The organism is Sphingomonas sp. PWP1-2, from assembly GCF_049898305.1.
Taxonomy (GTDB): Bacteria; Pseudomonadota; Alphaproteobacteria; order Sphingomonadales; family Sphingomonadaceae; genus Sphingomonas; species Sphingomonas glacialis.
Window position 1 is genome coordinate 523,128 of sequence record NZ_JAFCXM010000002.1, and the last position, 26,066, is coordinate 549,193.

At 66.7% G+C, this 26,066-nt stretch carries 27 protein-coding genes; 14 read left to right on the forward strand and 13 right to left on the reverse strand.

What is annotated here, in order from left to right:
• Positions 1 to 7: 7 nt before the first annotated feature.
• The 4 genes from ACP7C5_RS07315 to ACP7C5_RS07330 form a co-directional block, all read right to left on the reverse strand.
• Complete coding sequence (locus tag ACP7C5_RS07315; protein WP_426263721.1) at positions 8 to 529, reverse strand: GNAT family N-acetyltransferase; 522 nt, start codon at positions 527 to 529, stop codon at positions 8 to 10.
• Positions 529 to 951 (reverse strand): nucleoside-diphosphate kinase, encoded by a 423-nt coding sequence (gene ndk, locus ACP7C5_RS07320; protein ID WP_426263722.1) that lies wholly within the window; start codon positions 949 to 951, stop codon positions 529 to 531. Before ndk ends, ACP7C5_RS07315 begins: the two co-directional genes overlap by 1 nt.
• Before the next feature lie 77 nt (positions 952 to 1,028).
• Positions 1,029 to 1,469 (reverse strand): DNA polymerase III subunit chi, encoded by a 441-nt coding sequence (locus ACP7C5_RS07325; protein ID WP_426263723.1) that lies wholly within the window; start codon positions 1,467 to 1,469, stop codon positions 1,029 to 1,031.
• Positions 1,470 to 1,568: 99 nt separating this feature from the next.
• A complete protein-coding gene (locus ACP7C5_RS07330; protein ID WP_426263724.1) occupies positions 1,569 to 3,044 on the reverse strand; it encodes a leucyl aminopeptidase in 1,476 nt (491 codons plus the stop codon).
• Positions 3,045 to 3,254: 210 nt separating this feature from the next.
• Between ACP7C5_RS07330 and ACP7C5_RS07335 the strand changes: the two genes are divergently transcribed.
• From ACP7C5_RS07335 to rsmA, 4 genes are all read left to right on the forward strand, one after another.
• On the forward strand, positions 3,255 to 5,492 hold the full coding sequence (locus ACP7C5_RS07335) for an LPS-assembly protein LptD (RefSeq protein WP_426263725.1): 2,238 nt from the start codon (positions 3,255 to 3,257) through the stop codon (positions 5,490 to 5,492).
• Positions 5,493 to 5,604: 112 nt separating this feature from the next.
• On the forward strand, positions 5,605 to 7,008 hold the full coding sequence (locus ACP7C5_RS07340) for a peptidylprolyl isomerase (protein WP_189674684.1): 1,404 nt from the start codon (positions 5,605 to 5,607) through the stop codon (positions 7,006 to 7,008).
• 16 nt (positions 7,009 to 7,024) lie between these two features.
• The gene (pdxA, locus tag ACP7C5_RS07345) at positions 7,025 to 8,020 is read left to right on the forward strand and encodes a 4-hydroxythreonine-4-phosphate dehydrogenase PdxA (RefSeq protein ID WP_426263726.1); all 996 of its coding nucleotides are present in this window, start codon (positions 7,025 to 7,027) and stop codon (positions 8,018 to 8,020) included.
• A complete protein-coding gene (rsmA, locus tag ACP7C5_RS07350) occupies positions 8,017 to 8,838 on the forward strand; it encodes a 16S rRNA (adenine(1518)-N(6)/adenine(1519)-N(6))-dimethyltransferase RsmA (RefSeq protein WP_426263727.1) in 822 nt (273 codons plus the stop codon). Before pdxA ends, rsmA begins: the two co-directional genes overlap by 4 nt.
• Positions 8,839 to 8,928: 90 nt before the next feature.
• Here rsmA and ACP7C5_RS07355 read toward each other — a convergent pair whose 3' ends face one another.
• The 3 genes from ACP7C5_RS07355 to guaB all read right to left on the reverse strand — a co-directional run bounded on the left by ACP7C5_RS07355 (position 8,929) and on the right by guaB (position 12,242).
• The gene (locus tag ACP7C5_RS07355) at positions 8,929 to 9,435 is read right to left on the reverse strand and encodes a tetratricopeptide repeat protein (RefSeq protein ID WP_426263728.1); all 507 of its coding nucleotides are present in this window, start codon (positions 9,433 to 9,435) and stop codon (positions 8,929 to 8,931) included.
• 34 nt (positions 9,436 to 9,469) lie between these two features.
• The gene (locus ACP7C5_RS07360; RefSeq protein ID WP_189674681.1) at positions 9,470 to 10,642 is read right to left on the reverse strand and encodes an RsmB/NOP family class I SAM-dependent RNA methyltransferase; all 1,173 of its coding nucleotides are present in this window, start codon (positions 10,640 to 10,642) and stop codon (positions 9,470 to 9,472) included.
• A 142-nt stretch (positions 10,643 to 10,784) separates the two neighbouring features.
• The gene (guaB, locus tag ACP7C5_RS07365; RefSeq protein WP_426263729.1) at positions 10,785 to 12,242 is read right to left on the reverse strand and encodes an IMP dehydrogenase; all 1,458 of its coding nucleotides are present in this window, start codon (positions 12,240 to 12,242) and stop codon (positions 10,785 to 10,787) included.
• A 599-nt stretch (positions 12,243 to 12,841) separates the two neighbouring features.
• On the opposite strand from guaB, the gene ACP7C5_RS07370 reads away from it, so the two are divergent.
• From ACP7C5_RS07370 to ACP7C5_RS07380, 3 genes are all read left to right on the forward strand, one after another.
• Positions 12,842 to 13,303 carry a hypothetical protein gene (locus ACP7C5_RS07370; RefSeq protein ID WP_426263730.1) on the forward strand — a complete coding sequence of 154 codons (462 nt, stop codon included), beginning with the start codon at positions 12,842 to 12,844 and terminating at the stop codon, positions 13,301 to 13,303.
• 97 nt (positions 13,304 to 13,400) lie between these two features.
• The gene (locus ACP7C5_RS07375) at positions 13,401 to 14,381 is read left to right on the forward strand and encodes an SPFH domain-containing protein (protein ID WP_426263731.1); all 981 of its coding nucleotides are present in this window, start codon (positions 13,401 to 13,403) and stop codon (positions 14,379 to 14,381) included.
• Positions 14,381 to 14,827 carry an NfeD family protein gene (locus ACP7C5_RS07380; RefSeq protein WP_133191950.1) on the forward strand — a complete coding sequence of 149 codons (447 nt, stop codon included), beginning with the start codon at positions 14,381 to 14,383 and terminating at the stop codon, positions 14,825 to 14,827. The genes ACP7C5_RS07375 and ACP7C5_RS07380 overlap by 1 nt, the downstream gene beginning before the upstream one ends.
• 232 nt (positions 14,828 to 15,059) lie before the next feature.
• Here the strand turns inward: ACP7C5_RS07380 and ACP7C5_RS07385 are convergent, their stop codons facing one another.
• The 4 genes from ACP7C5_RS07385 to ACP7C5_RS07400 all read right to left on the reverse strand — a co-directional run bounded on the left by ACP7C5_RS07385 (position 15,060) and on the right by ACP7C5_RS07400 (position 18,250).
• Complete coding sequence (locus ACP7C5_RS07385; protein ID WP_426263732.1) at positions 15,060 to 15,704, reverse strand: hypothetical protein; 645 nt, start codon at positions 15,702 to 15,704, stop codon at positions 15,060 to 15,062.
• Positions 15,705 to 15,791: 87 nt separating this feature from the next.
• A complete protein-coding gene (locus ACP7C5_RS07390) occupies positions 15,792 to 16,106 on the reverse strand; it encodes a hypothetical protein (RefSeq protein WP_133188131.1) in 315 nt (104 codons plus the stop codon).
• A 41-nt stretch (positions 16,107 to 16,147) separates the two neighbouring features.
• Positions 16,148 to 16,600, reverse strand: coding sequence for a hypothetical protein (locus tag ACP7C5_RS07395; protein ID WP_426263733.1), 453 nt, complete (start codon positions 16,598 to 16,600; stop codon positions 16,148 to 16,150).
• A 45-nt stretch (positions 16,601 to 16,645) separates the two neighbouring features.
• A complete protein-coding gene (locus ACP7C5_RS07400; protein ID WP_426263734.1) occupies positions 16,646 to 18,250 on the reverse strand; it encodes a phosphoenolpyruvate carboxykinase in 1,605 nt (534 codons plus the stop codon).
• A gap of 166 nt (positions 18,251 to 18,416) precedes the next feature.
• On the opposite strand from ACP7C5_RS07400, the gene ACP7C5_RS07405 reads away from it, so the two are divergent.
• From ACP7C5_RS07405 to ACP7C5_RS07435, 7 genes are all read left to right on the forward strand, one after another.
• Positions 18,417 to 19,124, forward strand: a complete 708-nt coding sequence (locus ACP7C5_RS07405) for a response regulator transcription factor (RefSeq protein WP_133188126.1) — start codon at positions 18,417 to 18,419, stop codon at positions 19,122 to 19,124.
• A 16-nt stretch (positions 19,125 to 19,140) separates the two neighbouring features.
• Entirely contained in the window at positions 19,141 to 20,709 is a 1,569-nt protein-coding gene (locus tag ACP7C5_RS07410; RefSeq protein WP_426263735.1) for an ATP-binding protein, read from the forward strand.
• Entirely contained in the window at positions 20,706 to 21,128 is a 423-nt protein-coding gene (locus ACP7C5_RS07415; protein ID WP_426263736.1) for an HPr kinase/phosphorylase, read from the forward strand. The genes ACP7C5_RS07410 and ACP7C5_RS07415 overlap by 4 nt, the downstream gene beginning before the upstream one ends.
• Positions 21,125 to 22,090 carry an RNase adapter RapZ gene (rapZ, locus tag ACP7C5_RS07420; RefSeq protein WP_426263737.1) on the forward strand — a complete coding sequence of 322 codons (966 nt, stop codon included), beginning with the start codon at positions 21,125 to 21,127 and terminating at the stop codon, positions 22,088 to 22,090. The genes ACP7C5_RS07415 and rapZ overlap by 4 nt, the downstream gene beginning before the upstream one ends.
• A 13-nt stretch (positions 22,091 to 22,103) precedes the next feature.
• Positions 22,104 to 22,511 (forward strand): PTS sugar transporter subunit IIA, encoded by a 408-nt coding sequence (locus tag ACP7C5_RS07425; protein WP_133188118.1) that lies wholly within the window; start codon positions 22,104 to 22,106, stop codon positions 22,509 to 22,511.
• Entirely contained in the window at positions 22,511 to 22,783 is a 273-nt protein-coding gene (locus tag ACP7C5_RS07430) for an HPr family phosphocarrier protein (protein WP_133188116.1), read from the forward strand. The genes ACP7C5_RS07425 and ACP7C5_RS07430 overlap by 1 nt, the downstream gene beginning before the upstream one ends.
• A 126-nt stretch (positions 22,784 to 22,909) precedes the next feature.
• Positions 22,910 to 23,716 carry a TrmH family RNA methyltransferase gene (locus tag ACP7C5_RS07435; RefSeq protein ID WP_426263738.1) on the forward strand — a complete coding sequence of 269 codons (807 nt, stop codon included), beginning with the start codon at positions 22,910 to 22,912 and terminating at the stop codon, positions 23,714 to 23,716.
• On the opposite strand, the gene ACP7C5_RS07440 is transcribed toward ACP7C5_RS07435, so the two are convergent.
• Entirely contained in the window at positions 23,713 to 24,387 is a 675-nt protein-coding gene (locus ACP7C5_RS07440; protein WP_426263739.1) for a tetratricopeptide repeat protein, read from the reverse strand. The two genes, ACP7C5_RS07435 and ACP7C5_RS07440, sit on opposite strands and share 4 nt — an antisense overlap.
• 37 nt (positions 24,388 to 24,424) lie before the next feature.
• The gene (gene rmuC, locus ACP7C5_RS07445; RefSeq protein ID WP_426263740.1) at positions 24,425 to 25,969 is read right to left on the reverse strand and encodes a DNA recombination protein RmuC; all 1,545 of its coding nucleotides are present in this window, start codon (positions 25,967 to 25,969) and stop codon (positions 24,425 to 24,427) included.
• Positions 25,970 to 26,066 lie beyond the last annotated feature (97 nt).

The window sequence follows — 26,066 nt, forward strand, 5'->3', positions numbered from 1 at the left end:
CCGGGGTTCAAAGTCCGCGCGCGTAAACCGGGTCGACATGCACCTCGCCGCCGACAACGAAGTCGCGGGTGCCGATGACGCTAAATCCATTGCGTTCGTAAAAGGCACGGGCGCGGGCATTCTGATCCCATACGCCGAGCAACACACGCTTGGCGCCAACCAGGACAGCATCGGCGATCGCCTGCGCCATCAGCGCGGCGCCGATGCCGCTGCCATAGGCCTGTCGCAGCGTGTAGATCCGGCGCAGCTCGATATCGCCGGGCTGCAGCGCAATCGGAAAGTCGGGTGCGGTCAGCACGGCGTAGCCGATCGGCGCAAACCCGGGCTCGATCTCCGCGACGGTGACGACCGTCGCGGGATCGGCGAGCCATTTGGCAAAAACCGCCGCGCTATTGTTCTTGAGACAATGCGCGACGAGATCGGCGCCGGCGAGCGACGGCGCATAGGTGTCGAGGAACGCCGCGTTGGCGACGAGCGACAGCAGGTCGGCATCCGCCGGCCCTGCCCGTCGCACGCGCCACTTTGGCATCAGCCGACGATTTCTTCAGGCCTGAAGAAATAGGCGATCTCGATCTCGGCATTCTCGTCCGAATCCGAACCGTGCACGGTGTTGGCTTCGATCGACTCGGCGAGCTCCTTGCGGATCGTGCCGGCCTCGGCGTTCGCCGGGTTGGTCGCGCCCATGATGTCGCGATTGCGCTGCATCGCGTTCTCGCCCTCGAGCACCTGCACGACGACCGGCCCCGAGATCATGAAGCTGACGAGCTCACCGAAGAACGGACGCTCCTTGTGGACCGCGTAGAAGCCTTCGGCCTGCTCGCGGGTCATCTGGATGCGCTTCGAGGCGATGACGCGAAGGCCTGCTTCCTCGAGCATCTTGGTGACGGCACCGGTGATGTTGCGACGCGTGGCGTCGGGCTTGATGATCGAAAAAGTGCGGTTCGCGGCCATGACCGTGAAGCTCCTGTGTTTGAAAGGCGTTTGGAAAGTCGCGATCCCCTAGTCGGGCGCCCGGTCGGATGCAAGCCTCAGGCGGCTTGCTCCCACCGGCCGCCGTCATTCTGTTTCCAGTAGCGGCGCTCGATCCCGGAGCGATCGGCGAGCGCTTTCCACGCGGCGCGCGCTTGGGTGATGCGCTCCTCGTCGAAGAAGTGGAAGGCGCGGTCGAAGCCGAGCGCTTCCTCGCGCCACACACCGTCGGCAAGCGCTATGTTGCGCGCGGCGTTGGCGGCGGCGGGGCGGTCGGTGATGAGGATCGGCTGGGCGGCGTCGCTCTCGCCGTCGGCTTGTGCGTGGGGTAAGAAGCTGTCGGGGGCATAGGTCCACAGCAGGCGGTCGAGCGCGCCGCGCTGGTCGACGCTTTCGGCGACGACCAACAGGCGGCCGCCGGTCTCGACGACGCGCTCGGCGATGCGCGGGAGCACGCGTTCGAGCGGTTGCGCGGTGAGGTGGTAGAAGTCGACTTGCATGTTTCTCCCCCTACCTTGCCTTCTTGCTCAGGCGGACCGCAAGCGTTCCAGGTCGTTCCCTCCCCTGCCCCTCCCGCAAGCGGGAGGGGGATTTGTGGCTTACCCCTCGAAGTTATCCGCGACGAACCGGTCGAGCAGACGTACGCCGTACCCGGTCGCGCCCTTGTCGTAGTTCGGGCCGGCCTTGTCGGACCACACCATCCCGGCGATGTCGAGATGCGCCCATTTCACGCCCTGATCGACGAAGCGCTGGATGAACTGCGCGGCAGTGATCGACCCTGCGCCACGCGGGCCCACGTTCTTCATGTCGGCGATCGGCGAGTCGATCAACTTGTTGTACGCCTCGCCCAGCGGGAAGCGCCAGAGCAAGTCGCCCGACGCCTTGCCCGCCGCGAGCAGCTGATCGGCGAGCGAATCGTCATTGGCGAAGATGCCGCCATGCTCAGAGCCAAGGCTGATGATCATCGCGCCAGTGAGCGTTGCAAGATCGACGATCGTCTTTGGGCGATGCGTGCGCTGCACCCAAGTGACCGCGTCGCACAGCACGAGCCGACCCTCGGCATCGGTGTTGAGGATTTCGATCGTCTGCCCCGACATCGAGGTGAGCACGTCACCGGGACGGATCGCATCGCCATCGGGCATGTTCTCGACGAGGCCGCACACGCCGATCACATTGGCCTTGGCCTTGCGCCCGGCGATCGCCTTCATCGCGCCGACGACCGCGCCAGCACCACCCATGTCCCACTTCATGTCTTCCATGCCGGGCCCGGGCTTGAGCGAGATGCCGCCGGTGTCGAAGGTGACGCCCTTGCCGACCAGCGCCAGCTCGGGATCGCCCGCGCCTGCCCCGCTCCATTTCAGCGCGAGCAACCTCGCGTCCTTGGCCGAACCCTGCGACACGCCGAGCAATGCGCCCATGCCGAGCTCGCGCATCTCGTCCTCGCCAAGCACGGTAACTTCGAGCCCAAGGCCCTCGATCTCGGCCAGCACCTTGGCGACGAAGGTTTCGGGATAGATGACGTTTGGCGGCTCGGCGACGAGCGTGCGCGTCAGCTCGAGGCCCTCGGTCAGCGCCTTCTGCTTGCTCCACGCGGCATCGGTCGCTTCGGGCGCGCCGTGCAGGACGATCGAGGTCAGCGTCGGCTTCGATTTTTCGGGAAGCTTGGTGCGATAGACGTCGTGACGCCAGCCGCGCTGTGCTGCCGCGCCAGCGAAGCGCGCGACCGCGTTCGGGGTGGCGCCCGTTCCGGTGAAATCGACGCTCGCGCTCGCGACGCCCGAGGTGAGCAAGCGAGCGGTCAGCGCACCGCCGGCGCGCTCATAGTCGGGCTCGCTGCCCGCGCCCGTGCCGAGCAGCAACACGCGCCGCACCCCGCCGGCACCGTCGGTCACGAAGGTCTCGACGACGCTCGCCGCCTCGCCCTCGAAGCGGCTCGCGCGGGCCGCAGCCTTGACGAGATCGAGTGCCGCCGCGTCGATGAGCGTCGTCGCGAGCCGGGCAAGCCCGTCCTTCTCGACGGGAAAGGCGATCGCCGCGGCGGACGCCGGCGCGGCGCTGGAAAGTTCGATGTGCATGAAAGCCTCGATGTGGTCTGGTCGTCGAATGAGTCGAATGTCTCTAGGACAGCCAGACGCTGCTGGCAAAGGATCGACCCCAGGAAAACGCCGGGGGAATTCGCCGCAGCACGATTGCAGCGAGGCAAGGTCGATGCGATAGGGCGGGATTGACCAGCGGCATCCGGCGACAGATCGGGCGCTTTCTCGCATCAGGGTGTTAGTTCCGACGTGAAGCGTGCCTCCTTTCTCGCCAGCTGTGTGTTTCCGCTCGTCTGGGCGGCCGCGCCCGCCTTCGCGCAGGATCTGCAGACGCGGACCGTCCCTCCCCCGCCGCCCGCGACGACGCCGAGCACGGGCGAGGACCAAGTCCAGTTCAACGCCACGACGCTGGAATATGACAGCAAAGGCGACATGGTCACCGCCAAGGGCGACGTGCGAATGTACCGCGCCGGCAATCGGTTGCGCGCCGATACGGTGGTATGGGACCGCAAGACCGGCAAGGTCCACGCGGACGGCAATGTCGCGGTGGTCAACCCCGGCGGCGACACCGCCTATGGCGATTCGATCGAGCTGACCGATGCGCTCAAGGACGGCATGGTCGACAACATGCTGCTCGTGCTCGAAAAGGGTGGACGACTGGCTGCACGCAAGGGAACGCGCTCGCTCGACGAGACCGTCGTGCTCGAGGATGCCGCCTACACGCCGTGCGGTGTGACCGATTCGAACAATTGCCCCAAGGAACCGTCGTGGAAGATCACCGCGGTGCGCGTGATCTATCGGCCCGATCGACGCCGGATCTATTACAAGGGCGCGCGAATCAATTTGTTCGGCTTGCCGACGATTCCGTTGCCCGCCTTCTCCAATTCGATCGGCGACGGCAACGACAACGGCCTGCTCGCGCCCGACCTGCGCTACAGCCGTACCAACGGCTTCGAATTCGCGCAGCCCTACCATTTCGCGCTCGGGCCGAACCAAGGGCTTACGGTCACGCCGCGGATCTTCAGCGCCGTGCTGCCGATGCTCAAGGCCGAATATAGCGCGCTCAACACGCTCGGCGCGTACCGCATCGCGGGCTATGTCACCGCGAGCCCGCGCAGCACCGATTTGCTGACCCCGACCCCTGCAGGCACGCCGAATTCGTTCCGCGGCTATCTCGACGGGGTTGCGCGTTTCCAGCTGACCCCCGACTGGACGCTCAGCGGTTCCTTGCGCCTGACCACCGACCCGACGTTCCTGCGACGCTATGACATCTCGACCGACGACCGGCTGCGCAGCACCGTGAAGCTTGAGCATATCGACCGGAGCAGCTATTTCTCGGTCGCCGGTTGGTACGTCCAGACGCTCCGCGTCGGCGACCGCCAGGCGCTCCAACCGATCGCGCTGCCTGAGATCGATTATCGCAAGCGGATTCCCGACAGTCTGCTCGGCGGCGTTCTCACCTTCCAGCTCAACACGCTCGGGATCGAGCGCCCGGCGGGCCAGGACACGCAGCGCGCGTTTGCCAGCGCGCAATGGGAATTGCGCAAGCTGACGCCCTGGGGTCAGGAGGTGACCTTCACCGCGCTCGGCCGCGGCGACCTCTATCGTACCAGCGATATCCTCGCGACGAGCGTGGCAAACTATCGCGGCGAATCGGGCGTGAGCGGCCGCCTGATTGGCGCGTTTGCTATCGACGTGAAGTGGCCGTTCATCGGGGCGTTCCTTGGCGGCACGCAGCGCCTCACCCCGCGCGTGCAAATCGTCGGGTCGCCACAGGCTGGCACCACGACGGTTCCGAACGAGGATTCGCGTTCGGTCGATCTCGAGGATACGAACCTTTTCTCGCTCAACCGCTTTCCCGGCTACGATCGCTTCGAGGATTCGGCGCGGGTGACCTACGGGCTCGACTGGGCGGTCGACCTACCGGGCTTCTCGTTCACGACCAATATCGGGCAAAGCTATCGCCTCAACAGCCGTCCGACCCTGTTTCCCGACGGTACCGGCCTTTCGGGGCGGGTATCGGATATCGTCGGGCGGACCGAACTGCGCTTCCATGATTGGGTTTCGGTGATCCACCGCTACCGGCTCGACCAAGGCGACCTCGCGGTCCGCCGCAACGAACTCGATGCGACCGTCGGTTCACGCAGCACCTATTTCCTCGTCGGATATCTGCGGCTCAACCGCAACATCGATCGGACGCTCGAGGATCTGCGCGATCGCGAGGAATTGCGGGTCGGCTCGCGCGTGCAGATTTCGCGCTTCTGGTCCGTGTTCGGCTCGACGGTGATCGATCTGACCAATCGTGACGAAGACCCGTTGTCGCTCGCCGACGGGTTCGACCCCGTACGGCACCGGCTCGGTGTGCAGTATGAGGATGATTGCCTGAAGCTCGGGGTTACCTGGAAACGGGATTATCAGACCACCGGCGACGTCAAGGCGGGCAATGGCTTCTTGTTGACGCTGGCGTTCAAAAACCTTGGCCGCTAAGCACTGGTTCAGACGGATCGGCGCAGGACCGCGTCCAACGGTTCGGGCCCGGGCCTAGGGCGCGAAGGTTTGGGCTGATCGGGCACGCTGTGCGGGATGGGATTTTGATTACGTGAAGACTGATACAGCAAAGCCGACCCGACTGGGTCGCAGCTTCGGATTTGGCGCAGCGATCATCGCGCTGCTGGCCGCGAGCGGGGGCTCGATCGCGCAGACCGCACCGGCGCCAGCGGGGCCCGAGGCGGCGGCGTCCGACCAAGCCGGCGTGACCGCGCTCGATCTGCCCAAGAACCCGACGATCTTCGGCAAGGTCGATCCGACGATCCGCAAGCCGACCGCGATCGTCAACGGTGCTGTGATCACCGGGACCGATATCGACCAGCGCGTTGCGCTGTTGCTCGCCGCACGCGACCTCAAGCTGTCGGCGCAGGAAATGGCGCAGTACAAGCTCGTCATCGTTCGCCAGCTGATCGACGAAACGCTAGAGATCCAGCAGGCAAAGAGTGCCGACGTCAAAATTGGTCCCGACGAGATCAACAAGAGCTACGACACGGTCGCCCGCAACTTCGGCAAGACGCCGACCGAGATGCGCGCGTATCTGCGGACGATCGGATCGGCCGACCGTTCGCTCAAGCGCCAGATCGAGGCAGAGCTGTCGTGGAACCGCTATCTTCGCCGCAAGGTCGACGTCAACGTCGGTGACGAAGAGGTCAACGCGATCATCGACAAGATCAAGAAGCAGCAGGGCTCGACCGAATATCACGTTCGGGAAATCTATCTGAAGGCCGATGCCGACCGTGCGCCCGAGGTCTTCGCGCAAGCGCAGCAAATGATGCAGTCGATCCAGAAGCGCGACAAGGGCGAGGATACGTTCGGCTATTACGCCCGCCTGTCCGACGCCACGACGCGTGCGACCGGCGGCGATCTCGACTGGTTGAGCGAGCAGCAATTGTCGCAGCTTCCGGCGGCGCTGGTCGAAGCGATCAAGTCGATGACGCCCGAGCATCTCGCCGGTCCGATCGAGGTGCCGGGTGGTTTCTCGATCATCTATCTGGTCGATACGCGCAAGATCGGCGTGGCCGATCCGCTCGATGCGCGCCTTACGCTCAAGCAGGTCAGCGAGCGCTTCCCCGAGGGGATCACGCAGGAACAGGCCAACGCCCGCGTCGCCGAGTTCGCCAAGCTCAGCTCGACGATCAAGGGCTGCGGCGAGGTTGCCAAGGTTGCGGCAACGCTCGGCGCGGATGTGGTCGACAACGATTCGGTGCGGATCAAGGATCTGCCGGTCGCGCTGCGCGAGATCATGCTCAAGCTGCAGGTCGGCGAATCGACGCCGCCGTTCGGCTCGGCCAAGGATGGCATCCGTTCGCTCGTGTTGTGCGGTCGTGACGAAGCGGTTGCAAACATTCCGGGAATGGAACAAGTTCGCAGCACGATGGAAAATCAACGCGTTAACCTGCGTGCGAACCAGTTGCTCCGCGATTTGCGGCGTGACGCGATCGTTGAATATCGCTGACCTGGAGGATACCACGATGGTCGCGCCGCTCGCCATATCGATGGGGGATCCGGCGGGCATCGGCCCCGAGGTGATCGCAAAAGCATGGGCGCGTCGCGTTGAAGCCGGCCTCCCGCCATTCTTCGCGACGGGCGACGCGCGAGCGATCGCAGCGGTGTGGGATGGTCCGGTCACGATCATCGCGCATCCCGAAGCGGCCAACCGAGTGTTCGAGACCGCGCTTCCCGTGCTGACGGTCGAGGATGGCGGCGAGATCGTTCCGGGCTCGCCCGATGTCGAGGGCGCGCGCTGTGCCTTGCGGGCGCTCGAGCTTGCCGCCGGGCTCGTCCGCTCGGGTGCCGCGCGGGCGCTCGTCACCGGGCCGGTGTCGAAGAGCCAGCTCTACCAGATCGGCTTCACTTATCCCGGCCAGACCGAGTTCGTCGCCGAACGCTGCGGCATTGCCGGCGAGAATGCGGTGATGATGCTGTCCGGCCCCGATCTGCGCGTCGTCCCAATCACGACGCACGTGCCGCTGGCCGCGGTGAGTGGGCTGTTGTCGATCGAGCTGATCGTCGCCAAGGGCCGTGCGACCGCGCGCGGTTTGGCGCGCAATTTCGGGATCCTCAACCCGCGCATCGCCTTTGCCGGGTTCAACCCGCATGCCGGCGAAAGCGGCGCGATCGGGCGCGAGGAGATCGACTTGATCGCGCCTGCGGTCGCGGTGCTGCGCGGCGACGGGATCGACGCGATCGGCCCGTTCGCGGCCGACACGCTGTTCCACCCGCGGGCGCGTGCCGGCTATGACGCCGTGCTGTGTTGCTATCACGACCAGGCGCTCGTGCCGATCAAGACGCTCTATTTCGACGAGGGCGTCAACATCACGCTCGGCCTGCCGATCGTTCGGACGTCGCCCGATCACGGCACTGCCTTCGACATCGCCGGCAAGGACCGCGCCGAGCCCGGTGCGACGATCGCGGCGATCCGTCTCGCCGGTGAAGCCGCCGACCGCCGCGCTGCTGCCGACGCGTGACCAGGCCAGAACTGCCGCCGCTGCGCGAGGTGATCGCCCGCCATGGCCTCAACGCGAGCAAGGCGCTGGGCCAGAACTTCCTGCTCGACGCGCAGTTGCTTGCGCGGATCGCACGCATTCCCGGCGACCTGACCGATGCCGAAGTGCTCGAGATCGGCCCGGGGCCGGGCGGGCTGACGCGGGCGCTGCTCGACGCGGGGGCCCGCGTGACGGCGATCGAGCGCGACCACCGCTGTATCCCCGCGCTCGCCGAACTGGGCGAAGCGTTTCCCGGTAAGCTGCGCGTGATCGAGGGCGATGCGCTCGAGATCGACGGCGCCGGCCTGTTCGAGGGCAAGCCGCATATCGCCTCCAACCTGCCCTATAACATCGGCACGGCGTTGCTGGTGCGATGGCTGTCGGCCGACTGGGCGCCGTGGTGGCAGAGCCTGACGCTGATGTTCCAGCGCGAGGTTGCCGAACGGATCGTCGCGCCGACCGATGGCGAAGCGTATGGGCGACTGGCGGTGCTGGCACAGTGGCGGAGCAACGCGATGCTGGCGATGCCGGTGCACCGGTCGGCCTTCACCCCGCCGCCCAAGGTGATGTCGGCGGTGGTGCATATCGTGCCTGCTGAGGCGCCCGACGGCGTGCGCTTCGCGACGCTCGAGCGGCTGACGGCAGCGGCGTTCGGGCAGCGGCGCAAGATGCTGCGGCAGAGCTTGAAGGGTGTGCCGGGCGCGCTTGCGGCGCTCGAGGCAGTTGGGATCGAGGCGACGCGGCGGGCGGAAACTGTGAGCGTTGCGGAGTTCGTCGCGCTGGCCAAGGCGCTTTCCTGACAGTGTCGCCCCGGCGGAGGCCGGGGCCGCTCGGTGGGTCGGGCGGCGCTCTGCTACATCCAGCGGCCCGGCCTTCGCCGGGACGTCGGATTAGTCGGCTTTGGGGAGCGCTGCCGGTACCGTCGCGGCAGCCGTAACGATCGGCGGGCCCTTGGCGATCGATGCCGTCAGCACGGCAACTTCAGGGCACGCGCGCTTGGCGCAGACCAGCTTGACCTTCGCCAGATTTTCGCGCGCGCGGATCACCGCCCCCTTGGCGACGAGCGCTTCGCCCTGCCCGCTCAGCGCTGCGACATCGTTGGGATCGAGCGACAGCGCCTCGCGGTAGAGGCGGATCGCCTTGCCCGGCAGGCCGCGCGTCTTGGCGACTTCGGCGAGCCGCACGAACGCGCCACGGTTGCGCGGATCGACCGCGACCGCGCTCTCGAACAGATCGGTCGCCGCGTCGAGATTGCCCGCCGCCTGCTGCGCCTGCCCCTTGGCGAGCAGCGCCAGCGAGCGCGCATCGACCGCGTCCTCGGGCCGCTGACCCTGCACCGCGGTCGCGACGGTAACCAGCGTCAGCGCGGCAGCGACGGCGACGGACGTGTAACGCATGAGATACTCCAGCTTCGACACGCCAACAGGGCTATCACGGCGCGATGAGGCGCGCGACAAAAAAGCCGTCGGTCGCGTCATGCGCTGGCGTCAGGCGGACGCCGGGGCCATGCTTGCGCCCGACCGGGAGTTTGAGCGGCTGCGCCTTCCAGCCGGGGTTGGCGGTGAGGAAGTCGGCGACCTGGCCTGCCCCTTCTTCGTCGAGCAGCGAGCAGACGATGTACACCAGCGCGCCGCCCGGCTTTACGAGATTGGCGCCGACTTCGAGCACGTGCTTCTGCGTCTCGACCAGCCGCTCGATCCGGTCGGGCGTGAGCCGCCAGCGCGCCTCGGGGTTGCGGCGCCATGTGCCGGTGCCCGAGCACGGCGCGTCGATCAGCACGCAATCGGCGCTGTGGAGCCAATCGTCGAGCATCTCGACCTCGCGGCCCGGATTGAGCAGGCGCGTCTCGATGATCCCCGAGCGTGCGCGTTCAGCGCGAGGGGCCATGCGCGAAAGGCGCATGCGATCGGTGTCGGTCGCGAGCACTTCGCCCTGCCCTTCCATCACCGCGGCGAGCGCGAGCGTCTTGCCGCCGGCTCCAGCGCATAGGTCGACGATGCGCTGGCCGGGCTTGGCCTTGGCAGCGAGCGTGACGAACTGGCTGCCGGCGTCCTGCACTTCGATCGCGCCGTGATTGTAGGCGGGGAGGTTCTCGACCTGCGTGCCCGAAGGGAGGCGCAGGCCGTCGGGCAGGCCGGCGATCGGCTCGGCGCCCTCGATGTCGATCTCTTCGACGATCATGCGGTTGATGCGCGCGTCGAGCGGGGCGCGGCTGATGAGCGCTTCGAACTCTTCATAGCCGAGGTCGGACGAATGCAGGCGGTCGATGATCCACGTCGGCGCGACGCCCGAGGGGGCGGCGGTCTCGTGCTTGCCGATCGGCGCGGGGCCGTGGCCGACGCCGTCGAAGGTCGCGGCGACCTCTGGGTCGGCTTCAGCGACGGCGAGCATCGCGGCGCGGCCCGAGGCTGGGCGCTCGCCGGCTGCGCGGATCGCTGCGTAGACGAGTTCGCGGACGGCGCGGCGGTCCTTGCTGCCGGCATAGCGGCGCGTGCTGAAGTAGCGCGCGATCAGCGTGTCGGCGGCGGCGCCGCTGTCGCGGGCGCCAGCGATGATCTGGTCGAGCAGCTCGATCGCGGCCTGGGTGCGGGCGGATGGGGTCATATCAAAATTCCAGTCGTCGTCATGCCGGACTTGATCCGGCATCCATGCGGTTTGCTCGCCTCATGCGCCACGTCTCGTCTCGGACGGCTCGCATGGACCCCGGATCAAGTTCGGGGTGACGAAATACGTCTTGCCCGCGCGCTCAGCGCGTGGGGTAGTTCGGGGCTTCGCGCGTGATGTCGACGTCGTGGACGTGGCTTTCCTTGAGGCCGGCGCCGGTGATCTGGACGAAGCGCGCGCGCGCCTGCAGGTCCTCGAGCGTTGCCGAACCCGTATAGCCCATCGCCGCGCGGATGCCGCCGACGAGCTGGTGGATCACGTCCCTGGCCGGCCCCTTGAAGGCGACCTGGCCTTCGATCCCCTCGGGGACGAGCTTCATCTGGTCCTTGATGTCGCCCTGGAAATAGCGGTCGGCAGAGCCGCGGCCCATCGCGCCGACCGAGCCCATGCCGCGATACGATTTGTACGCGCGGCCCTGGAACAGGAAGGTCTCGCCCGGCGCTTCCTCGGTGCCCGCGAGCAGCGAGCCGATCATGCACGCCGACGCGCCCGCGGCGAGCGCCTTGGCGAGATCGCCCGAGGTGCGCAGGCCGCCATCTGCGATGACGGGCACGCCGTGCTTCTGGCCAATCTCGGCGCAGTCCATCACAGCGGTCAGCTGCGGCACGCCGACGCCGGCGACGACGCGCGTCGTGCAGATCGAGCCCGGGCCGATGCCGACCTTGATGCCGTCGGCCCCGGCGTCGATCAGCGCGCGGGTGGCTTCGGCGGTGGCGACGTTGCCGGCGATGACCTGGACCGAGTTGCTGAGCTTCTTCACCCGCTCGACCGCGCGCGCGACGTCGCGATTGTGGCCGTGCGCGGTGTCGATCACCACCAGGTCGAGCTCGGCATCGACCAGCGCCTCGGTCCGCGCAAAGCCCTTGTCGCCGACCGTGGTCGCCGCCGCCACGCGCAGGCGACCGGCATCGTCCTTGGTCGCGTTGGGATAGGTGACCGCCTTCTCGATATCCTTGACGGTGATCAGGCCGACGCAGCGATATTTGTCGTCGACGACGATCAGTTTCTCGATCCGGCGCTGGTGGAGCAGGCGGCGCGCCTCTTCCTTGCCGACGCCGGTCGAGACGGTCGCGAGATTCTCGTGCGTCATCAGCTCGGAGACGGGCTGTTGCGCGTTCTCGGCGAAGCGCGTGTCGCGGTTGGTGAGGATGCCGACGAGCGTGCCGTCGGCCTCGACCACCGGGATGCCGCTGATCTTGTGGCGCAGCATCAGCGCCTGCGCTTCGGCGAGCGTTGCCGAGGGGGCGATCGTGATCGGGTTGACGACCATGCCGCTCTCAAAGCGCTTGACCGCACGGACCGCGGCGACCTGCTCGGGGACCTCCATGTTGCGGTGGAGCACGCCGATGCCGCCCAATTGCGCCATGACGATCGCCATGTCGGCCTCGGTCACGGTGTCCATCGCCGAGGAGAGGATCGGGATGTCGAGCGAGATGCCGCGGGTGACGCGCGTCGCGGTGTTGGTCTGGCTGGGCACGATGTCCGATTCAGCCGGCACGAGCAGGACATCGTCGAAGGTGAGGCCGAGGCGAATGTCCATGAAGATGCCGTTTCCTGCTGCCCCGGGGAGGTCGGGTGGGTGCGAGTCGTGGCGGTCCATGTAAACAACGGCCGCGCGGGGCGCTAGGGGGCGGTTTGGGATGTGGCGGGTGGGGCGCTGCAGACGGGGGCGCGGTGGAAAGTCGCACGAGAGTCGCACCATCGCGGGTGGCTCACAAGCCCCTCCCCCGAAGGGGAGGGGCAAGAAGAAGAAGTTGAACCCTTTGCGACGAACCGTGCCTCGGTTGACTCGATTGACCCCAAGACGTGATGTTTCCTTTTCCGATCGTTTCCATTCCTGCGCCAATACGGAATGTGGGTGACCTCCCCTTTCGTTCCGCCGCCCGGCGCAGGCCAAGCGAAACTGTCGCAAAGGCGCGAGGATGATAAGCCAGACCGTTCAAAGAGCAGGTAAGAACATAGCACGAACGTAGCTTGTAGGAAAGACTAAACGGAGCCTTCCGCGAGAACAGCCAACCAACGCTGCATAGCGGTTTGCGATCCGCGCCGCGTGGTGTCACTATCGCGCCATCAACTCGTGATACGAACAGTGTTCCCGCATCGATCGCGACCTGAATATTTCATATCCGAGGAAACGACATGAAAACGTTGGCGATCACGATGCTCCTCTTGCTCGTTCCTGCACCTTCTTCTGCGGCGGGATCATCCGCGGGCATGCCGAAACCAATTTTCAGTTGCGGGATCGGCACCAAGCGCGTGTCGGTCAACTTGGTGGGCAGTCAGCTGGTCTATCATTACGGCACGCAGCAAAAAGAGGAGATGTCGATCAGCGGCGACCGGCAAAGCGGCAACGTCTTTTGGCTGACACAGCGGATGGCGGGGGTCGAATACCAGCTGCGTTTCAAGAGCGGCGCCTATAGTTACATCGTCTATACCGTCGAAGGAAATGCGATGTCTGGCGCGAGGCCTGCAGCGGGCCTTGTCGTCATGAAGGGCACAAAGACGATTTCGGACAAGAAATGCGCGAAATACGCCGAGTTCCAGCCGGACTTTGATTTCTCTTCGCTGCCGGAAGACTCTCGGGAGTATTCCGCGATGTAACCAGGGCTTGCATAGGAGCCCCCCTACCCCCGCACCCCCAATCTGCTAAAACCCAACAATCTCGCCCGCCCCTCCGCGGTCGCGCAAGGGGAACCCCATGCCACTCATCATCGCCGGCCTGCTCGTTATCCTCGTGCTGCTCTACCTCATGCTCGGCATGAAGGTCGTGCGCCAAGGCTATCAGTATACGATCGAACGCTTCGGCAAGTTCACCGCGGTCGCCAAACCCGGGCTCACCTTCATCGTGCCGCTGTTCGACCAGGTCGGGCGCAAGGTGAACATGATGGAGCAAGTGCTCGACATTCCCGGCCAGGAGATCATCACCAAGGACAATGCGATGGTCGCGGTCGACGGCGTCGTGTTCTTCCAAGTGCTCGATGCGGCCAAGGCGGCGTATGAGGTGAGCGACCTGTATCTCGCGATCATGCAGCTCGCGACGACGAACCTGCGGACCGTGATGGGATCGATGGATCTCGACGAGACGCTGTCGAAGCGCGACGAGATCAACACGCGGCTGCTGATGGTGGTCGATCATGCGACCGAGAGCTGGGGCGTCAAGATCACGCGCGTCGAGCTGAAGGACATTCGCCCGCCCGCCGACATCGTCAATGCGATGACGCGGCAGATGAAGGCCGAGCGCGAGAAGCGCGCGACCATTCTCGAGTCGGAAGCTGCCCGCCAGAATGCGATCAACCGCGCCGAGGGGCAGAAACAGTCGCAGATCCTCGAGGCCGAAGGGCGCCGCGAGTCGGCGTTCCGCGACGCTGAGGCGCGCGAGCGCGCGGCCGAGGCCGAAGCGGCGGCGACCAAGGCGGTCTCGGATGCGATCGAGGGCGGCAGCGTCCAGGCGATCAACTATTTCATCGCGCAGAAATATGTCGAGGCGATCGGCAAGTTCGCGACCTCGCCCAATGCCAAGACGATCCTCTTCCCGGTCGAGGCGACGCAATTGATGGGGACGCTCGGCGGGATCGGCGAGCTGGCGCGCGAGGCGATCGTCGGGTCGCCGTCGGCCTCGCCGGTGGTCAAGCCGCGGCCGCGGCCGGGTCCATTCGAAGCGGAGGAGCCCGCGGCATGATGCTGTTCGGGGTCGTGTGGAGCCTCGGCGCGCTGTGGCTGGCGGCGGCGCTCGCGCTCGTCATCGCCGAGATGCTCGTGCCGGGGTTCTTCCTGGTGTTCCTCGGCGCGGGCGCGGTCGGGACCGGGCTGCTCGTGCTGATCGTGCCGGGGGTGCCGATCGTGCTGCAGGCGTTGGTCTTCGCCGGGCTGACCGCAGGCGCGGTGGCGATCGGGTGGCGCTGGTATCGCGGGCTCGACACGACGCGGGCCGACCCGGCACTCAACGATCGCGCGGCGCGGTTGATCGGGCGGCGCGTGCTGGTGTGCGAGGCGATCGTCGATGGCGAGGGCCGCGTTACGGTGGGCGACGGGGCTTGGACCGCCATCGGGCCCGATGCGGCGGTTGGCGCCAGCGTGCGGATCGTCGGAGCGGATGGGAGCGTGTTGCGGGTCGAGCTGGGCTGAGCTGGCTTTGCTTGGTGCTGCTTTCGGGCGTGAGAAGAAGAAGGTTGGGTTCGCGCGGAGGCGCGGAGGGCGGGCGCGGGGGATCGGCGTTCCGCTCATCGATCGGTCGTGCCCGCGAGCGTGACACTCCCTCACCGCTTCGTCATCCCCGCGAAAGCAGGGATCCCGCTCCTCTCTGGCGCGCCGAGTAGAAGCGGGACCCTCGCTTTCAGTAGGGCGACGCCGCGGGGCGCTATCGCCCGGCGTTGACTCGCTCGATCGTCGGGCGGTCGAACGCCTGGTCCTTGTAACGCCCATTGGCGTCGACCCAGTGCAGGAAGAGATGCGCCGACCAGGCATTGGGGTTGGGCTCGAGCCGGCCGTGGCGGTGGTGGACGCCCTGGTAGAGCACGCCGTCGCCCGGCTGCATCGCGACCGATCCGAACGCGGTCTCGCCGAAATCCGCGCGCACCACCGGCTGCGGGACGGGATCGGCGACGGTCGCGACCGACAGCGGCCAGGGCGTTTCGTCGCCATAGGCGATCGTCAGCGAGACGCTGTGCTCGCAGGCCGGGCGGTCGGTGTGGATGCGGCACACGTCGCCGCGCTGATAGAGCCGGAAATAGGCGTAGGTCGGGAGCAACGCGCAGCCGGTTGCCTGCGCGATCCGCGGAGTGAGACCCCACAGGAAGGTCAGCATCGGCGGATATTGCAGCGCGTAGATCTCGATCGCGTCCTTGGTCAGCAACGGCCCGCGCGCGGTGAAGCGACGCATCGAGGCGTTGGTGAGCCCCAGATCCTGGCGCATCCGATCGTAGAACGCGTTGAGCACCGCCGGCGGAAACAGGCCGGGGAGCGCGGCATAGCCGTTCGCGCGATACTCGTCGGTTTCGTTCATATCCAGACGCTTAGCCAATCGCGCGCGGCGATTGAAGCGCAAAGCGGATCGGTCGCGCGGCGGCGCGACGCGACCGATCCGAAGAGCTCATTTCTTTCCGAAGAAACCCTCGGCCAGGCCACCGAGCTGGCCGAGCACCCCGCCTTGTCCGGCGAGTTGGCTCGCAAAGCCGGCAAGCGCGCCCTCCCCGCCGAGATGCGCGAGGATCTGTTGGAGCGTGTCGGTCGGCAGGCCGGTGGTCTCGGCTGCGGTCGCGACGGTGTCGCCAGGTGCGGCATGCGCCTGGCCGAGCGCGGCGACCGCCGATTCGATCTGCTCGGGGGTCAGGCCGATCTTCTCGGCGAGGTTCTTCACGTCGACGTTTTGGGTGACTTGGCCGAGTAGGCCGTCGAGCATTCCCATGGGTGCATCCTTGATCGTCAATTTGCGAGACGCACAGCGTATCACGCCACGGGCAGCGGCGCGAGATCGGGCGTGACGAAAGCGCGCCGCGCCGCGACGGAGAAGAGCCGCGCGCGGCTGTAGAAGCGCAGCGGCCAATCGCGCTGCCCCGCGGGGCTGGCGAGCAGCGCATCGACGCTGGCAACGAGCGATTCGGCCGGGTCGCGCGCGGCGAGATGCGCGCGGATGCCGGCGAGATAGGCGCGCGTGATCGTGTCGTGATAGCCCTGGCTGTCGTCATTCACCCCGCCGGCGGCGACGTTGTAGCGCGAGATGATCGTCGCGATCTGCGCATCGAGGTCGATGTCGCGCCGGTCGCGGGCGAGCCAGAGCGTTGCGGCGAGATGCGCCTCGTGCGTCCAGTCGGGGCGCGGCAGGCTGCGGTCGAGCAGCCCCTCCCCCACGCGCCGGATCGCGGCGTCATCGGGAAAGGGGCGGAAGGGCAAGTCGGTCATCGGATCGGGCTCCAATGCGGTGCCCGGTCCGGAGACGCGGGCAGGTCAGGCGGCGGCGACTTTCGGCGCGGATTGTCGCACGCCTTCGTCGACATGCTCGGCGAATTGCGCGAAGTTTTCGACGAAGAGATCGACGAGCCTTGCCGCCGTGGCGTCATAGGCCGCCTTGTCGGCCCAGGTCGCGCGCGGATCGAGGATCGCGCTGTCGACGCCGGGTACCGCGACCGGCACCTTGAAGCCGAAGTTCGGATCGGTTCGGAACTCGGCGTCGTTGAGCGAACCATCGAGCGCTGCATTGAGCAAGGCGCGCGTCGCCTTGATCGGCATCCGGCTGCCGATGCCATATTTGCCGCCGGTCCAGCCGGTGTTGACCAGCCAGCAATCGACCCCGCCCTTGGCGATCCGGCTTTTCAGCAAATTGCCATAGACCGAGGGGTGCCGCGCCATGAACGGGGCGCCGAAGCAAGTCGAGAAGGTCGCGTCGGGCTCGGTCACGCCGATCTCGGTGCCGGCGACGCGCGCGGTGTAGCCTGAGAGGAAGTGGTACATCGCCTGTTCGGGGGTGAGCTTGGCGATCGGCGGGAGGATGCCGTACGCGTCGGCGGTCAGCATCACGATGTTGCGCGGCACCGGCCCCATGTTCTTTTCGGACGCATTGGGGATGAAGTCGATCGGATACGCGCCGCGGCTGTTCTCGGCGAGGCTCGCGTCGTCCAGGTCGAGCTGGCGCGTTACCGGGTCCATCACGACATTTTCGAGGATCGTCCCAAAACGCTTTGTGGTGGCGAAGATTTCGGGCTCGGCGTCGGCCGAGAGGCGGATCATCTTGGCGTAGCAGCCGCCTTCGAAGTTGAAGACCGCGGTGTCGGACCAGCCATGCTCGTCATCGCCGATCAGCGTGCGGCTGGCATCGGCGCTGAGCGTCGTCTTGCCGGTGCCCGACAGGCCGAAGAACACCGCGGTGTCGCCGTCGGGGCCCATATTGGCCGAGCAGTGCATCGGCATCACGCCCGTTGGCGGGAGGAGATAGTTGAGCAGGCTGAACACCGACTTCTTCATCTCGCCGGCATAGCGCGTGCCGCCGATCAGGATGAGCTTGTCAGTGAAATTGACCGCGATCACGGTCTCGCTGCGGCAGCCGTGGCGCTCGGGCGAAGCGCGGAAGCTCGGCAAGTCGATGATCGTATAGTCGGGGACGAAGCCGCGCAGCTCGCTTTCCTCGGGGCGGACGAGCATCGTGCGGATGAAGCTGTTGTGCCAGGCGAGCTCGTTGATCACGCGGACCTGGACGCGGTGCTCGGGCTGCGAGCCGCCGAACAGATCCTGGACGAACAGATCTTCCTTGTCCCGCAGCGCGGACAGGAAATCGGCCTTGAGGACAGCGAAATGCTCGGGCGACATCGCCTTGTTGCTCTTGCCCCACCACACCGTACTCTCGGTTTCGGCGTCGCGGACGATGAACTTGTCCTGCGCCGAGCGGCCGGTATGCGCGCCGGTTTCGACCACCAGCGGGCCGTCGGCGGACAATTTGCCTTCCCCGCGGGCGATCGCCGACTGGATCAGCCGGGCGGTGACGAGATTCCAGTGCAGATTTGCGCGGGTTTCGATGCCCTGCGATTCAAGGCCGGCGGTGGGTATGCGATCGCTCACTGGGGTTTCTCCTACTGTCCCGTGCGGGTCATTTTGACCTCGCGGTGTTCCGGTCGCGCATATCGAGGCGGGGCGTGCCGGTCAAATCGGTCCGTTCAGCTTCCATTGAGGCTGGGCGGCTAATGGATTAAGCCGCCTGCGAAATGATGAAGGATTGCCCCCGCCGATGACGGCAACGATCGCGCTGGTCGATGACGACCGCAACATCCTCACATCGGTATCGATCGCGTTGCAGGCCGAAGGCTTTGTCACGCGGCTCTATTCCGATGGCGAGACCGCGCTCAAGGCGCTGATCGACAATCCGCCCGACATCGCGATCCTCGACATCAAGATGCCGCGGATGGACGGGCTCGAGCTGCTACGACGCTTGCGCGAGAAGAGCATGATCCCGGTGATCTTCCTGACCTCGAAGGATGACGAACTCGACGAGGCGCTGGGCCTGGCGATGGGAGCCGACGACTATATCGCCAAGCCCTTCTCGCAGCGGCTGCTGATCGCACGGATCCGTGCGATCCTGCGGCGGACCGAAGTCTCGACGAGCGGATCGGCGGGCGAGGAGGCGAGCGCGGAGACGTCGCTCACGCGTGGGCGGCTCGCGATGGATACCGCGCGGCACCGCGTCACCTGGGGCGGCGAAAACGTCGTGCTGACGGTGACCGAGTTCCTGATCCTCGAAACGCTCGCGCAGCGGCCCGGCATCGTCAAGACGCGCAACCAGTTGATGGATGCCGCCTATCACGACGATATCTATGTCGACGACCGGACGATCGACAGCCATATCAAGCGCGTCCGGCGGAAGTTCCGCCAGGTCGATCCCGAATTCGACGCGATCGAGACGCTGTATGGAGCGGGCTATCGTTTCTCGGAGGACTGACCCCGCGGCGGCGGCGATGCTCGTGCTCGATCCGAGCGACGAGGATGCGCGCGCGCTGTCGTTGCGCTGGTCGGCGCGCGTCTCGCTCACGCCGCGCATCCTGTTCGTCAACGTCTTCGCGCTGGCGATGCTCGCGGGCGGGTTCTTCTATCTCGATTCGTATCGCAGCCGGATCGTCGACGGGCGCGTCACGCAATCGATCCGCGAGGCGCGGCTGATCGCCGAGGCGGTGGTCGCGGTGCCGACCGCGCAACGCCCCGACCTCTCGGTCAAGCTGGCGCGCGACATGGGGAGCTGGATCCGCATCTACGATGCCGACGCCAAGCTCATTATCGACACGCGTGCGCTGGGTCTGCGCAATTTCGTGCTGCAGGACCCCGACAAGCAGGCCTGGAGCCAGGGCGCGGCGCGCTTCCTCGACGCCGGGATCGACACCGTCGTCGGCACACCGCGCGCGCCGCTCTATCGCGAGCGCAGCAACGGGCTCGCCTGGCCCGACGTGCGCACCGTGCGATCGGCGCCGACCGTCGCGGCGACAGTGTGGCGCGCGCCCGATCGCACGCCCGTGATCACCGCCGCCTCGCCGATGCCCGGCGGCAGCGTGGTGATGACGACCTTCAATGCGCGCGACATCACGCAGACGGTGCGCGTCGAGCGCTTCCGCCTCAGCATCGTGCTGTTCGTCGTCGCGATCGTCTCGGTGCTGCTGTCGCTGTTCCTCGCGCGCACGATCGTGCGGCCATTGCGGCGGCTAGCGTGGTCGGCGGTGCGCGTCCGGCTCGGGCGGGCGCGCGAGGTGGTGGTGCCGCGCCTGCCCGAGCGGCGCGACGAGATCGGGATGCTCGCGCGCGCGCTGTCGGACATGAGCCTCGCACTTCGCGCGCGAATCGACGCGATCGAGGCGTTTGCCGCCGATGTGACGCACGAGATGAAGAACCCGCTCGCGTCGCTCCGCTCGGCGGTCGAGGGGCTGGCGATGGTCAAGGATCCGGCGCTGCAGGAGCGCTTGCTCGCGATCGTGCGCGACGATGTCCACCGGCTCGACCGGCTGATTACGGATATTGCCGAGGCTTCGCGGCTCGACGCGCAATTGAGCCGCGCGAAGTTCGAGCCGGTCGATCTCGGCGCGATGATCGCGGCGCTGATCGGCAGCCGTGAGGCGCGCGGCGTCGAACGCGGCATCCGGCTGGAGTTCGACCGACGGCAAGCCGAGTCGCTCGTCGTGCTGGGCGAAGGCGCGCGGCTCGAGCGGGTGCTCGAAAATGTCATCGAGAATGCGATTTCCTTCTCGCCCGATGGCGGGCTGATCCGGATCGTCGCGCGCCACGAGCCCGACGGCGTGTTCGTCGCGATCGAGGACGAAGGTCCCGGCGTTCCCGAGGAAGCGCGCGAACAGGTGTTCCAGCGCTTCCAGTCGCTGCGCCCGGCGGGCGAGGCGTTCGGCAAGCATTCGGGGCTTGGGCTCGCGATCGCGCGGACGATCGTCGATGCGCACCAAGGCAGCATCGTCGCGACCGAACGCACCAACCGCGCCGCGGGCGCGCGCTTCGTCATCCGCCTGCCCGCCGCGGAAACCGCCGGATGAGCCTGCGCATCCATGCGACGACGATCGCGATCGGGGAGCTCGGCGTGATGCTGATCGGCCCGTCGGGGAGCGGCAAGTCGGACCTTGCGCTGCGGCTGATCGATCGCGGGGCGCACCTCGTCAGCGACGACTATACCGCGGTCCGCGCGGTCGCGGGCGGGCTCCGCGCGACGGCACCCGACACGATCGCCGGAAAGATCGAGGTGCGCGGGATCGGGATCCGGGCTATGCCGTATATCGACGAGATTGCGGTCGCGCTCGTTATACGGCTTGGGGGAGCGGTCGCGCGGATGCCCGAGCCGAACGAGTCGACCGTCATCGCCGACATTGCAGTGCCCGTGGTCGCGCTCGATGCTTTCGCGGCTTCGGCACCGATCAAGGTGGAATTGGCGCTCCGCGACGTTAGAGAGACGCTATGAAACGCGATCCCAAGGATATCCTGCTCGTTACCGGCATGTCGGGCGCGGGGAAATCGACCGTGTTGCGCACGCTCGAGGATCTCGGCTGGGAAGTGGTCGACAATCTGCCGCTGCTGCTGCTCGATCGCTTGCTCAATGCGCCGTTGCCCGAGGGGTTCGAGCGTTCGGCACAGCCGCTTGCGCTCGGCATCGGCGCGCGGACGCGCGATTTCGATCCCGAGCGGATCGTCGAGCGAATCAAGCAGCTGCGCGAAGTCCATGGCTATGACATCGGCACGCTGTTCCTCGATTGTGCGGGGAACGAGCTCGAGCGGCGCTATTCGGAGACGCGGCGGCGGCACCCGCTCGCGCTCGACCGGCCGGCGTCGGACGGCATCGCGCGCGAACGCGAACTGCTGTCCCCCTTGCGCGGCTGGGCGAACCGGCTGATCGACACGACGAGCCTCACCGCGAACGAACTCGCGCAGCAAGTGCGCGCGACGTTTTCGGGTGAGCAGCTCGGCGAGCGGCTCGGCGAGCCGACCTTGTCGGTGATGTCGTTCGGCTTTGCGCGCGGGTTGCCGCGGACGGCCGACCTCGTTTTCGACATGCGCTTCCTGCGCAATCCACATTGGGTGCCCGAGCTGCGCCCGGGGACCGGGCTCGATGCCGACGTCTCGGCCTATATCGCGCAGGACCCGACGTATGACGCCGCGCTCGCGCAGATCGAGGCGCTGCTGCTGCTGTTGCTCCCGCGCTACCGCGCCGAGGGAAAATCGTATGTTACGATCGCCTTGGGCTGTACCGGAGGGAGACACCGCTCGGTCCATGTCGCGCAGCGGATCGCCGCGCGGTTGCGCGCCGAGGGATTTTCGCCCACGGTCGCGCACCGCGATCTCGCCGCTGCCCCGCAAGACTCACTTGAGGGCGTGCGCGACGGGACGCCCGATGAGATTAGGGACGATGGGGCGCGTGTTGCATGAAGTGGGTGGGACGATGATCGGACTGGTTCTCGTGACCCACGGCCGTTTGGCCGATGAGTTCGTGACGGCGATGGAGCATGTGGTCGGCAAGCAGGAGCATGTCGCCACGGTCAATATCGGCCCCGAGGACGATATGGAGGCGCGCCGCAACGACATTGCCGAGGCGATCGGTCGCGTCGATACCGGGCGCGGTGTGATCCTGCTGACCGACCTGTTCGGTGGGACGCCGTCGAACCTCGCGATTTCGCTGATGGAGCGCGGGCGGATCGAAGTGATCGCCGGCATCAACCTGCCGATGCTGATCCGGCTCGAATCGGCGCGCAAGAAAATGAAGATCGTCGATGCCGTCGCCGCCGCGCGCGAGGCGGGTCGCAAGTATATTTCGGTCGCCTCCGAGGTTCTCGGCGAGGCGGCCGCCTGATGTCGGTCAAGCGTTCGGTGTTGATTACCAACAAGCGCGGGCTGCATGCGCGGGCCAGCGCCAAGTTCGTCACGCTCGCCGCCTCGCAGCCGTGCGAGCTGCAGGTCGAAAAGGATGGCGCCGGGTCGGTGACGGGCACCTCGATCATGGGGCTGATGATGCTCGGCGCGGCGATGGGCGACACGATCTCGATTTCGGCCGAGGGCGAGCATGCCGAGACCGCGGTCGGCGCGCTGTGCGCGCTGGTCGAGGCGAAGTTCGGCGAAGATTGATATCTCCCCTCCCGCTTGCGGGAGGGGCTGGGGGTGGGCGCGCGCTTCCCTCCAGCGTTGCGCTCTCAATGGAGCGCGAGCCCACCCCCAACCTCTCCCGCACGCGGGAGGGGAGGAACTGGAAATATGCCCCGCGAGATCACCGCTTATTCCAACCCGCTGATCAAGCGCATCCGCAGCTTGCGCGAGAAACGCCATCGCCGCGAGGAAGGGCTGTTCCTCGCTGAAGGCCTGCGCATCCTCACCGAGGCGCGCGAGGCCGGGCGTATCCCGCACTATCTCTTCTTCGCCCGCGATAGCGCGGCACATCCACTCGTGCTCGCGCTGGTCGATGCGGTGGAAGCCGCGGGCGGCGAGGCGATCGAGACCGTCCCCGACATTCTCTCCAAGCTCTCGGGCAAGGACAACCCGCAGGCGGTGGTCGGTGTGTTCGCCGAATTCGCGCACGCGCTCGACACGCTCGACCGCGGCGCCGCGGGGATCTGGCTGGTCGCCGAGCGGCTGCGCGATCCGGGCAATCTCGGTACGATCCTGCGCACCGGCGACGCGGTCGGTGCTGGCGGGCTGATCCTGATCGGCGAATGCGTCGATCCCTTCTCGGTCGAGGCGGTGCGCGCGAGCATGGGGGCGCTGTTCACCGTGCCCGTCGTCCAGTGCGAGTGGAGCGCGTTCCTGCCGTGGCTGCGCAGCGGGCCGGGGCAGCTCGTCGGCCTGAGCCTCGATACCAGCGTCGATTATCGCTCGGCGCAGTATCAGGCACCAACCTTTCTGCTGACGGGCAACGAAGCGCAGGGCATGCCCGACGCGTATGCCGCGCAGTGCGACCTGCTCGTGAAGATCCCGATGCTCGGCAAGGCCGACAGCCTCAACGCCGCGGTCGCGACTGCGGTGATGGCGTATGAGGTGCTCGGGCAGCAGGCGGGGCGCGACTAGGTCTTTTTGCGGCGCTGGTCTGCGATATAGCTGAGCTCGCTCTTCGCCTTGGCGTCGTTGGGATCGACCTCGAGGCACTTGCGATAGAGCGCCTCGGACTCGTCGAGCTTGCCCTGTTCGGTCAGCGCATAGCCCATGCAGCGCCAGGCAAAGCCGTGCTCGCTCGCAACCGCGTCGGGCGGCGCGAGATCGGCGAGCCCCGCCGCCCTGGTGCACAGATCGAGCATCTTGGGCCAGTTGCGATCGGGCCGGTAGGTCTGGCCGAGTTCGGTCAGAAAGTGCGCGTGCATCGGGGCGAGCGCGACGACGCGCTCGTATACGGCGCGTGCTTCGGGCAGGCGCTTGAGATCGACCAGCGCGAACCCTTTAACGTATAATGCGGTGCAATAGCCCGGGCCGAACGCGACCGCGTCGTGTTTCTCGGACGCGGCGAGCGCCATATAGGCGAGCGTCTGCGCGGTCGACATGCCGCAATAGACGGTGCGCGTCTCGCCCGAATACGCGGATTGATAGGCTGCGATCACCGGCTCGATCCGCGCGAGCGCCGCCTCAGGATGGCCGTCGAGCACGGCGCGCGACGCGGTGTCGATGGCTTCCTTCTGCACCGCATCGATATCGAAGCGGCCCCACCAGCGGTCGGCGCGCCGATCAGCAGCGCCAGTGCCATCCACGCTGTGCCGCCCATCCGCCGTCCCCGCTCAGTGAGGCCTATTCTGACGCCTTTTCCTCGGCATGCGTCAAGAGCTTCGAATTCTCGTCATAGCGTGCGAGCGCTTCGACCGGTGACACATCCTCGAGCTCGCGCGCGCCGGTCTCGATGTTGAGGTCGCGAAACTTGCGGCCCGTCACCATCAATCGGCCGTTAAAGGAGTTCGAGAAGCTGTTGAAATTGTTGACCGCACTGTTGAGCCCGGCGCCGACCTTGCGCAAATCGTCCGCCACCTTGGCGAGCCGGTCGTGCATTTCCTTGCCGAGCCGGCCGATCTCGGCAGCTTCCTTCGCCAGCCGCTCCTGACGCCATACCGCCGCGACGGTGCGGGCGATCGCGATCAGGTTGGTCGGCGTTGCCAGCAGCACGCGCTTTTCGAACGCGAAGTCCCACAGCGTCGGGTCCTGCTCGAGCGCGGCCGAGAGGAAATGCTCGCCGGGGACGAACATGATGACGTAATCGGGCGCGTCGGCGAACTGGCTCCAATACGCCTTGTTGCCGAGGCCATTAACGTGCGCACGCATCGCCGCCGCGTGGAGCGCGAGGCCCTTCGCCCGTTCCTCCTCGTCGACCGCGCCGAACGCGTCCTGGTACGCGTTGAGCGACACCTTGGCGTCGATCACCAGCGCACGCCCGCCGGGAACCTTGACGATCGCGTCGGGGCGGAGCCGCCCCCCCGCCCGTTCGTCGGCGTCGCCGCTCGCGACCGAGACTTCGGTCTGGAAATCGGTATGTTCGGACAAGCCGCAGGTTTCGAGCACATTTTTCAATTGCTGCTCGCCCCAGCGGCCGCGCGATTTGGGCGCGTTGCGGAGCGAGTTGACGAGCTTGGCGGCCTCGCTCGAGACCTTCTCCTGGCCGACGCGCAGGCCCTCGATCTGGCCCTTCAACTGGTCGAACGCGCTGACGCGGTCGAGCTCGACCTTGGTCACCGCTTCCTCGTAGCGCAGCAGGCGGTCGCTGACGGGCTGGAGCATCGACTTGAGGTTGGCGCCCGCAGTCTCCTCGGACTGGCGGAAGCGTTCGTCGGCGCGCTTGAGGAAGGCGTTCTGCGCGTCGGCCAGCAGCTTGTTCGAAACCTCGGCGAATTGCGTCGCGAGCAATTCCTTGGCGTGGAGCAGTTCGGCGATGCGAGTCGCGTGCGCGTCGCTCACCATCTTCTCGCGCGCCGCGGTGACCTGCCGGATATCGGCGATGCGGCCCTCATAGGTGTCGCGTTCGGCGCGTTGGCGCGCCTCGCTGGTGGCCTGCATGTCGGCGAGACGATTTTCGAACGCCGCGGTGTGGGTCTTGAGCGCGGTGTTCTCGAGCCGGGCGACATCGCGTTCGTCGCGGATCGTCGCGAGCTCGGCGCGGAGCTGGTCGGCGGTCCGCGCGCGTTCCTCGGCGCTGGCGAGATCGACGATCGCGCGTTTGAAATCGGCCTCGCGCGCGGCCGAATCGGCACGCGCGGCGGCGACCGGCTTGCTGCCGAACACCCAGCCGAGCGCGAGCCCGATCAAAAGCGCGGCTATCGCCACCAGGGCTATCGTCAATCCGGTCATCGTGGGTCTCGCTGGAACATTCTGCGAACCCGTAGCCCGCGCGATCGGGATGGTAAATGGTTGCGCGACAGACCGAATGGCGACGTATGAATGCCCG

Excerpts from the sequence above, each read along its gene's own strand:
- ACP7C5_RS07315 (WP_426263721.1), bottom strand. The coding sequence starts at position 529 with ATGCCAAAGTGGCGCGTGCGACGGGCAGGGCCGGCGGATGCCGACCTG.
- ndk (WP_426263722.1), bottom strand. The coding sequence starts at position 951 with ATGGCCGCGAACCGCACTTTTTCGATCATCAAGCCCGACGCCACGCGT.
- ACP7C5_RS07325 (WP_426263723.1), bottom strand. The coding sequence starts at position 1,469 with ATGCAAGTCGACTTCTACCACCTCACCGCGCAACCGCTCGAACGCGTG.
- ACP7C5_RS07330 (WP_426263724.1), bottom strand. The coding sequence starts at position 3,044 with ATGCACATCGAACTTTCCAGCGCCGCGCCGGCGTCCGCCGCGGCGATC.
- pdxA (WP_426263726.1), top strand. The coding sequence starts at position 7,025 with ATGGTCGCGCCGCTCGCCATATCGATGGGGGATCCGGCGGGCATCGGC.
- ACP7C5_RS07355 (WP_426263728.1), bottom strand. The coding sequence starts at position 9,435 with ATGCGTTACACGTCCGTCGCCGTCGCTGCCGCGCTGACGCTGGTTACC.
- ACP7C5_RS07360 (WP_189674681.1), bottom strand. The coding sequence starts at position 10,642 with ATGACCCCATCCGCCCGCACCCAGGCCGCGATCGAGCTGCTCGACCAG.
- guaB (WP_426263729.1), bottom strand. The coding sequence starts at position 12,242 with ATGGACATTCGCCTCGGCCTCACCTTCGACGATGTCCTGCTCGTGCCG.
- ACP7C5_RS07370 (WP_426263730.1), top strand. The coding sequence starts at position 12,842 with ATGAAAACGTTGGCGATCACGATGCTCCTCTTGCTCGTTCCTGCACCT.
- ACP7C5_RS07375 (WP_426263731.1), top strand. The coding sequence starts at position 13,401 with ATGCCACTCATCATCGCCGGCCTGCTCGTTATCCTCGTGCTGCTCTAC.
- ACP7C5_RS07380 (WP_133191950.1), top strand. The coding sequence starts at position 14,381 with ATGCTGTTCGGGGTCGTGTGGAGCCTCGGCGCGCTGTGGCTGGCGGCG.
- ACP7C5_RS07385 (WP_426263732.1), bottom strand. The coding sequence starts at position 15,704 with ATGAACGAAACCGACGAGTATCGCGCGAACGGCTATGCCGCGCTCCCC.
- ACP7C5_RS07390 (WP_133188131.1), bottom strand. The coding sequence starts at position 16,106 with ATGGGAATGCTCGACGGCCTACTCGGCCAAGTCACCCAAAACGTCGAC.
- ACP7C5_RS07395 (WP_426263733.1), bottom strand. The coding sequence starts at position 16,600 with ATGACCGACTTGCCCTTCCGCCCCTTTCCCGATGACGCCGCGATCCGG.
- ACP7C5_RS07405 (WP_133188126.1), top strand. The coding sequence starts at position 18,417 with ATGACGGCAACGATCGCGCTGGTCGATGACGACCGCAACATCCTCACA.
- ACP7C5_RS07410 (WP_426263735.1), top strand. The coding sequence starts at position 19,141 with ATGCTCGTGCTCGATCCGAGCGACGAGGATGCGCGCGCGCTGTCGTTG.
- ACP7C5_RS07415 (WP_426263736.1), top strand. The coding sequence starts at position 20,706 with ATGAGCCTGCGCATCCATGCGACGACGATCGCGATCGGGGAGCTCGGC.
- rapZ (WP_426263737.1), top strand. The coding sequence starts at position 21,125 with ATGAAACGCGATCCCAAGGATATCCTGCTCGTTACCGGCATGTCGGGC.
- ACP7C5_RS07425 (WP_133188118.1), top strand. The coding sequence starts at position 22,104 with ATGATCGGACTGGTTCTCGTGACCCACGGCCGTTTGGCCGATGAGTTC.
- ACP7C5_RS07430 (WP_133188116.1), top strand. The coding sequence starts at position 22,511 with ATGTCGGTCAAGCGTTCGGTGTTGATTACCAACAAGCGCGGGCTGCAT.
- ACP7C5_RS07435 (WP_426263738.1), top strand. The coding sequence starts at position 22,910 with ATGCCCCGCGAGATCACCGCTTATTCCAACCCGCTGATCAAGCGCATC.
- rmuC (WP_426263740.1), bottom strand. The coding sequence starts at position 25,969 with ATGACCGGATTGACGATAGCCCTGGTGGCGATAGCCGCGCTTTTGATC.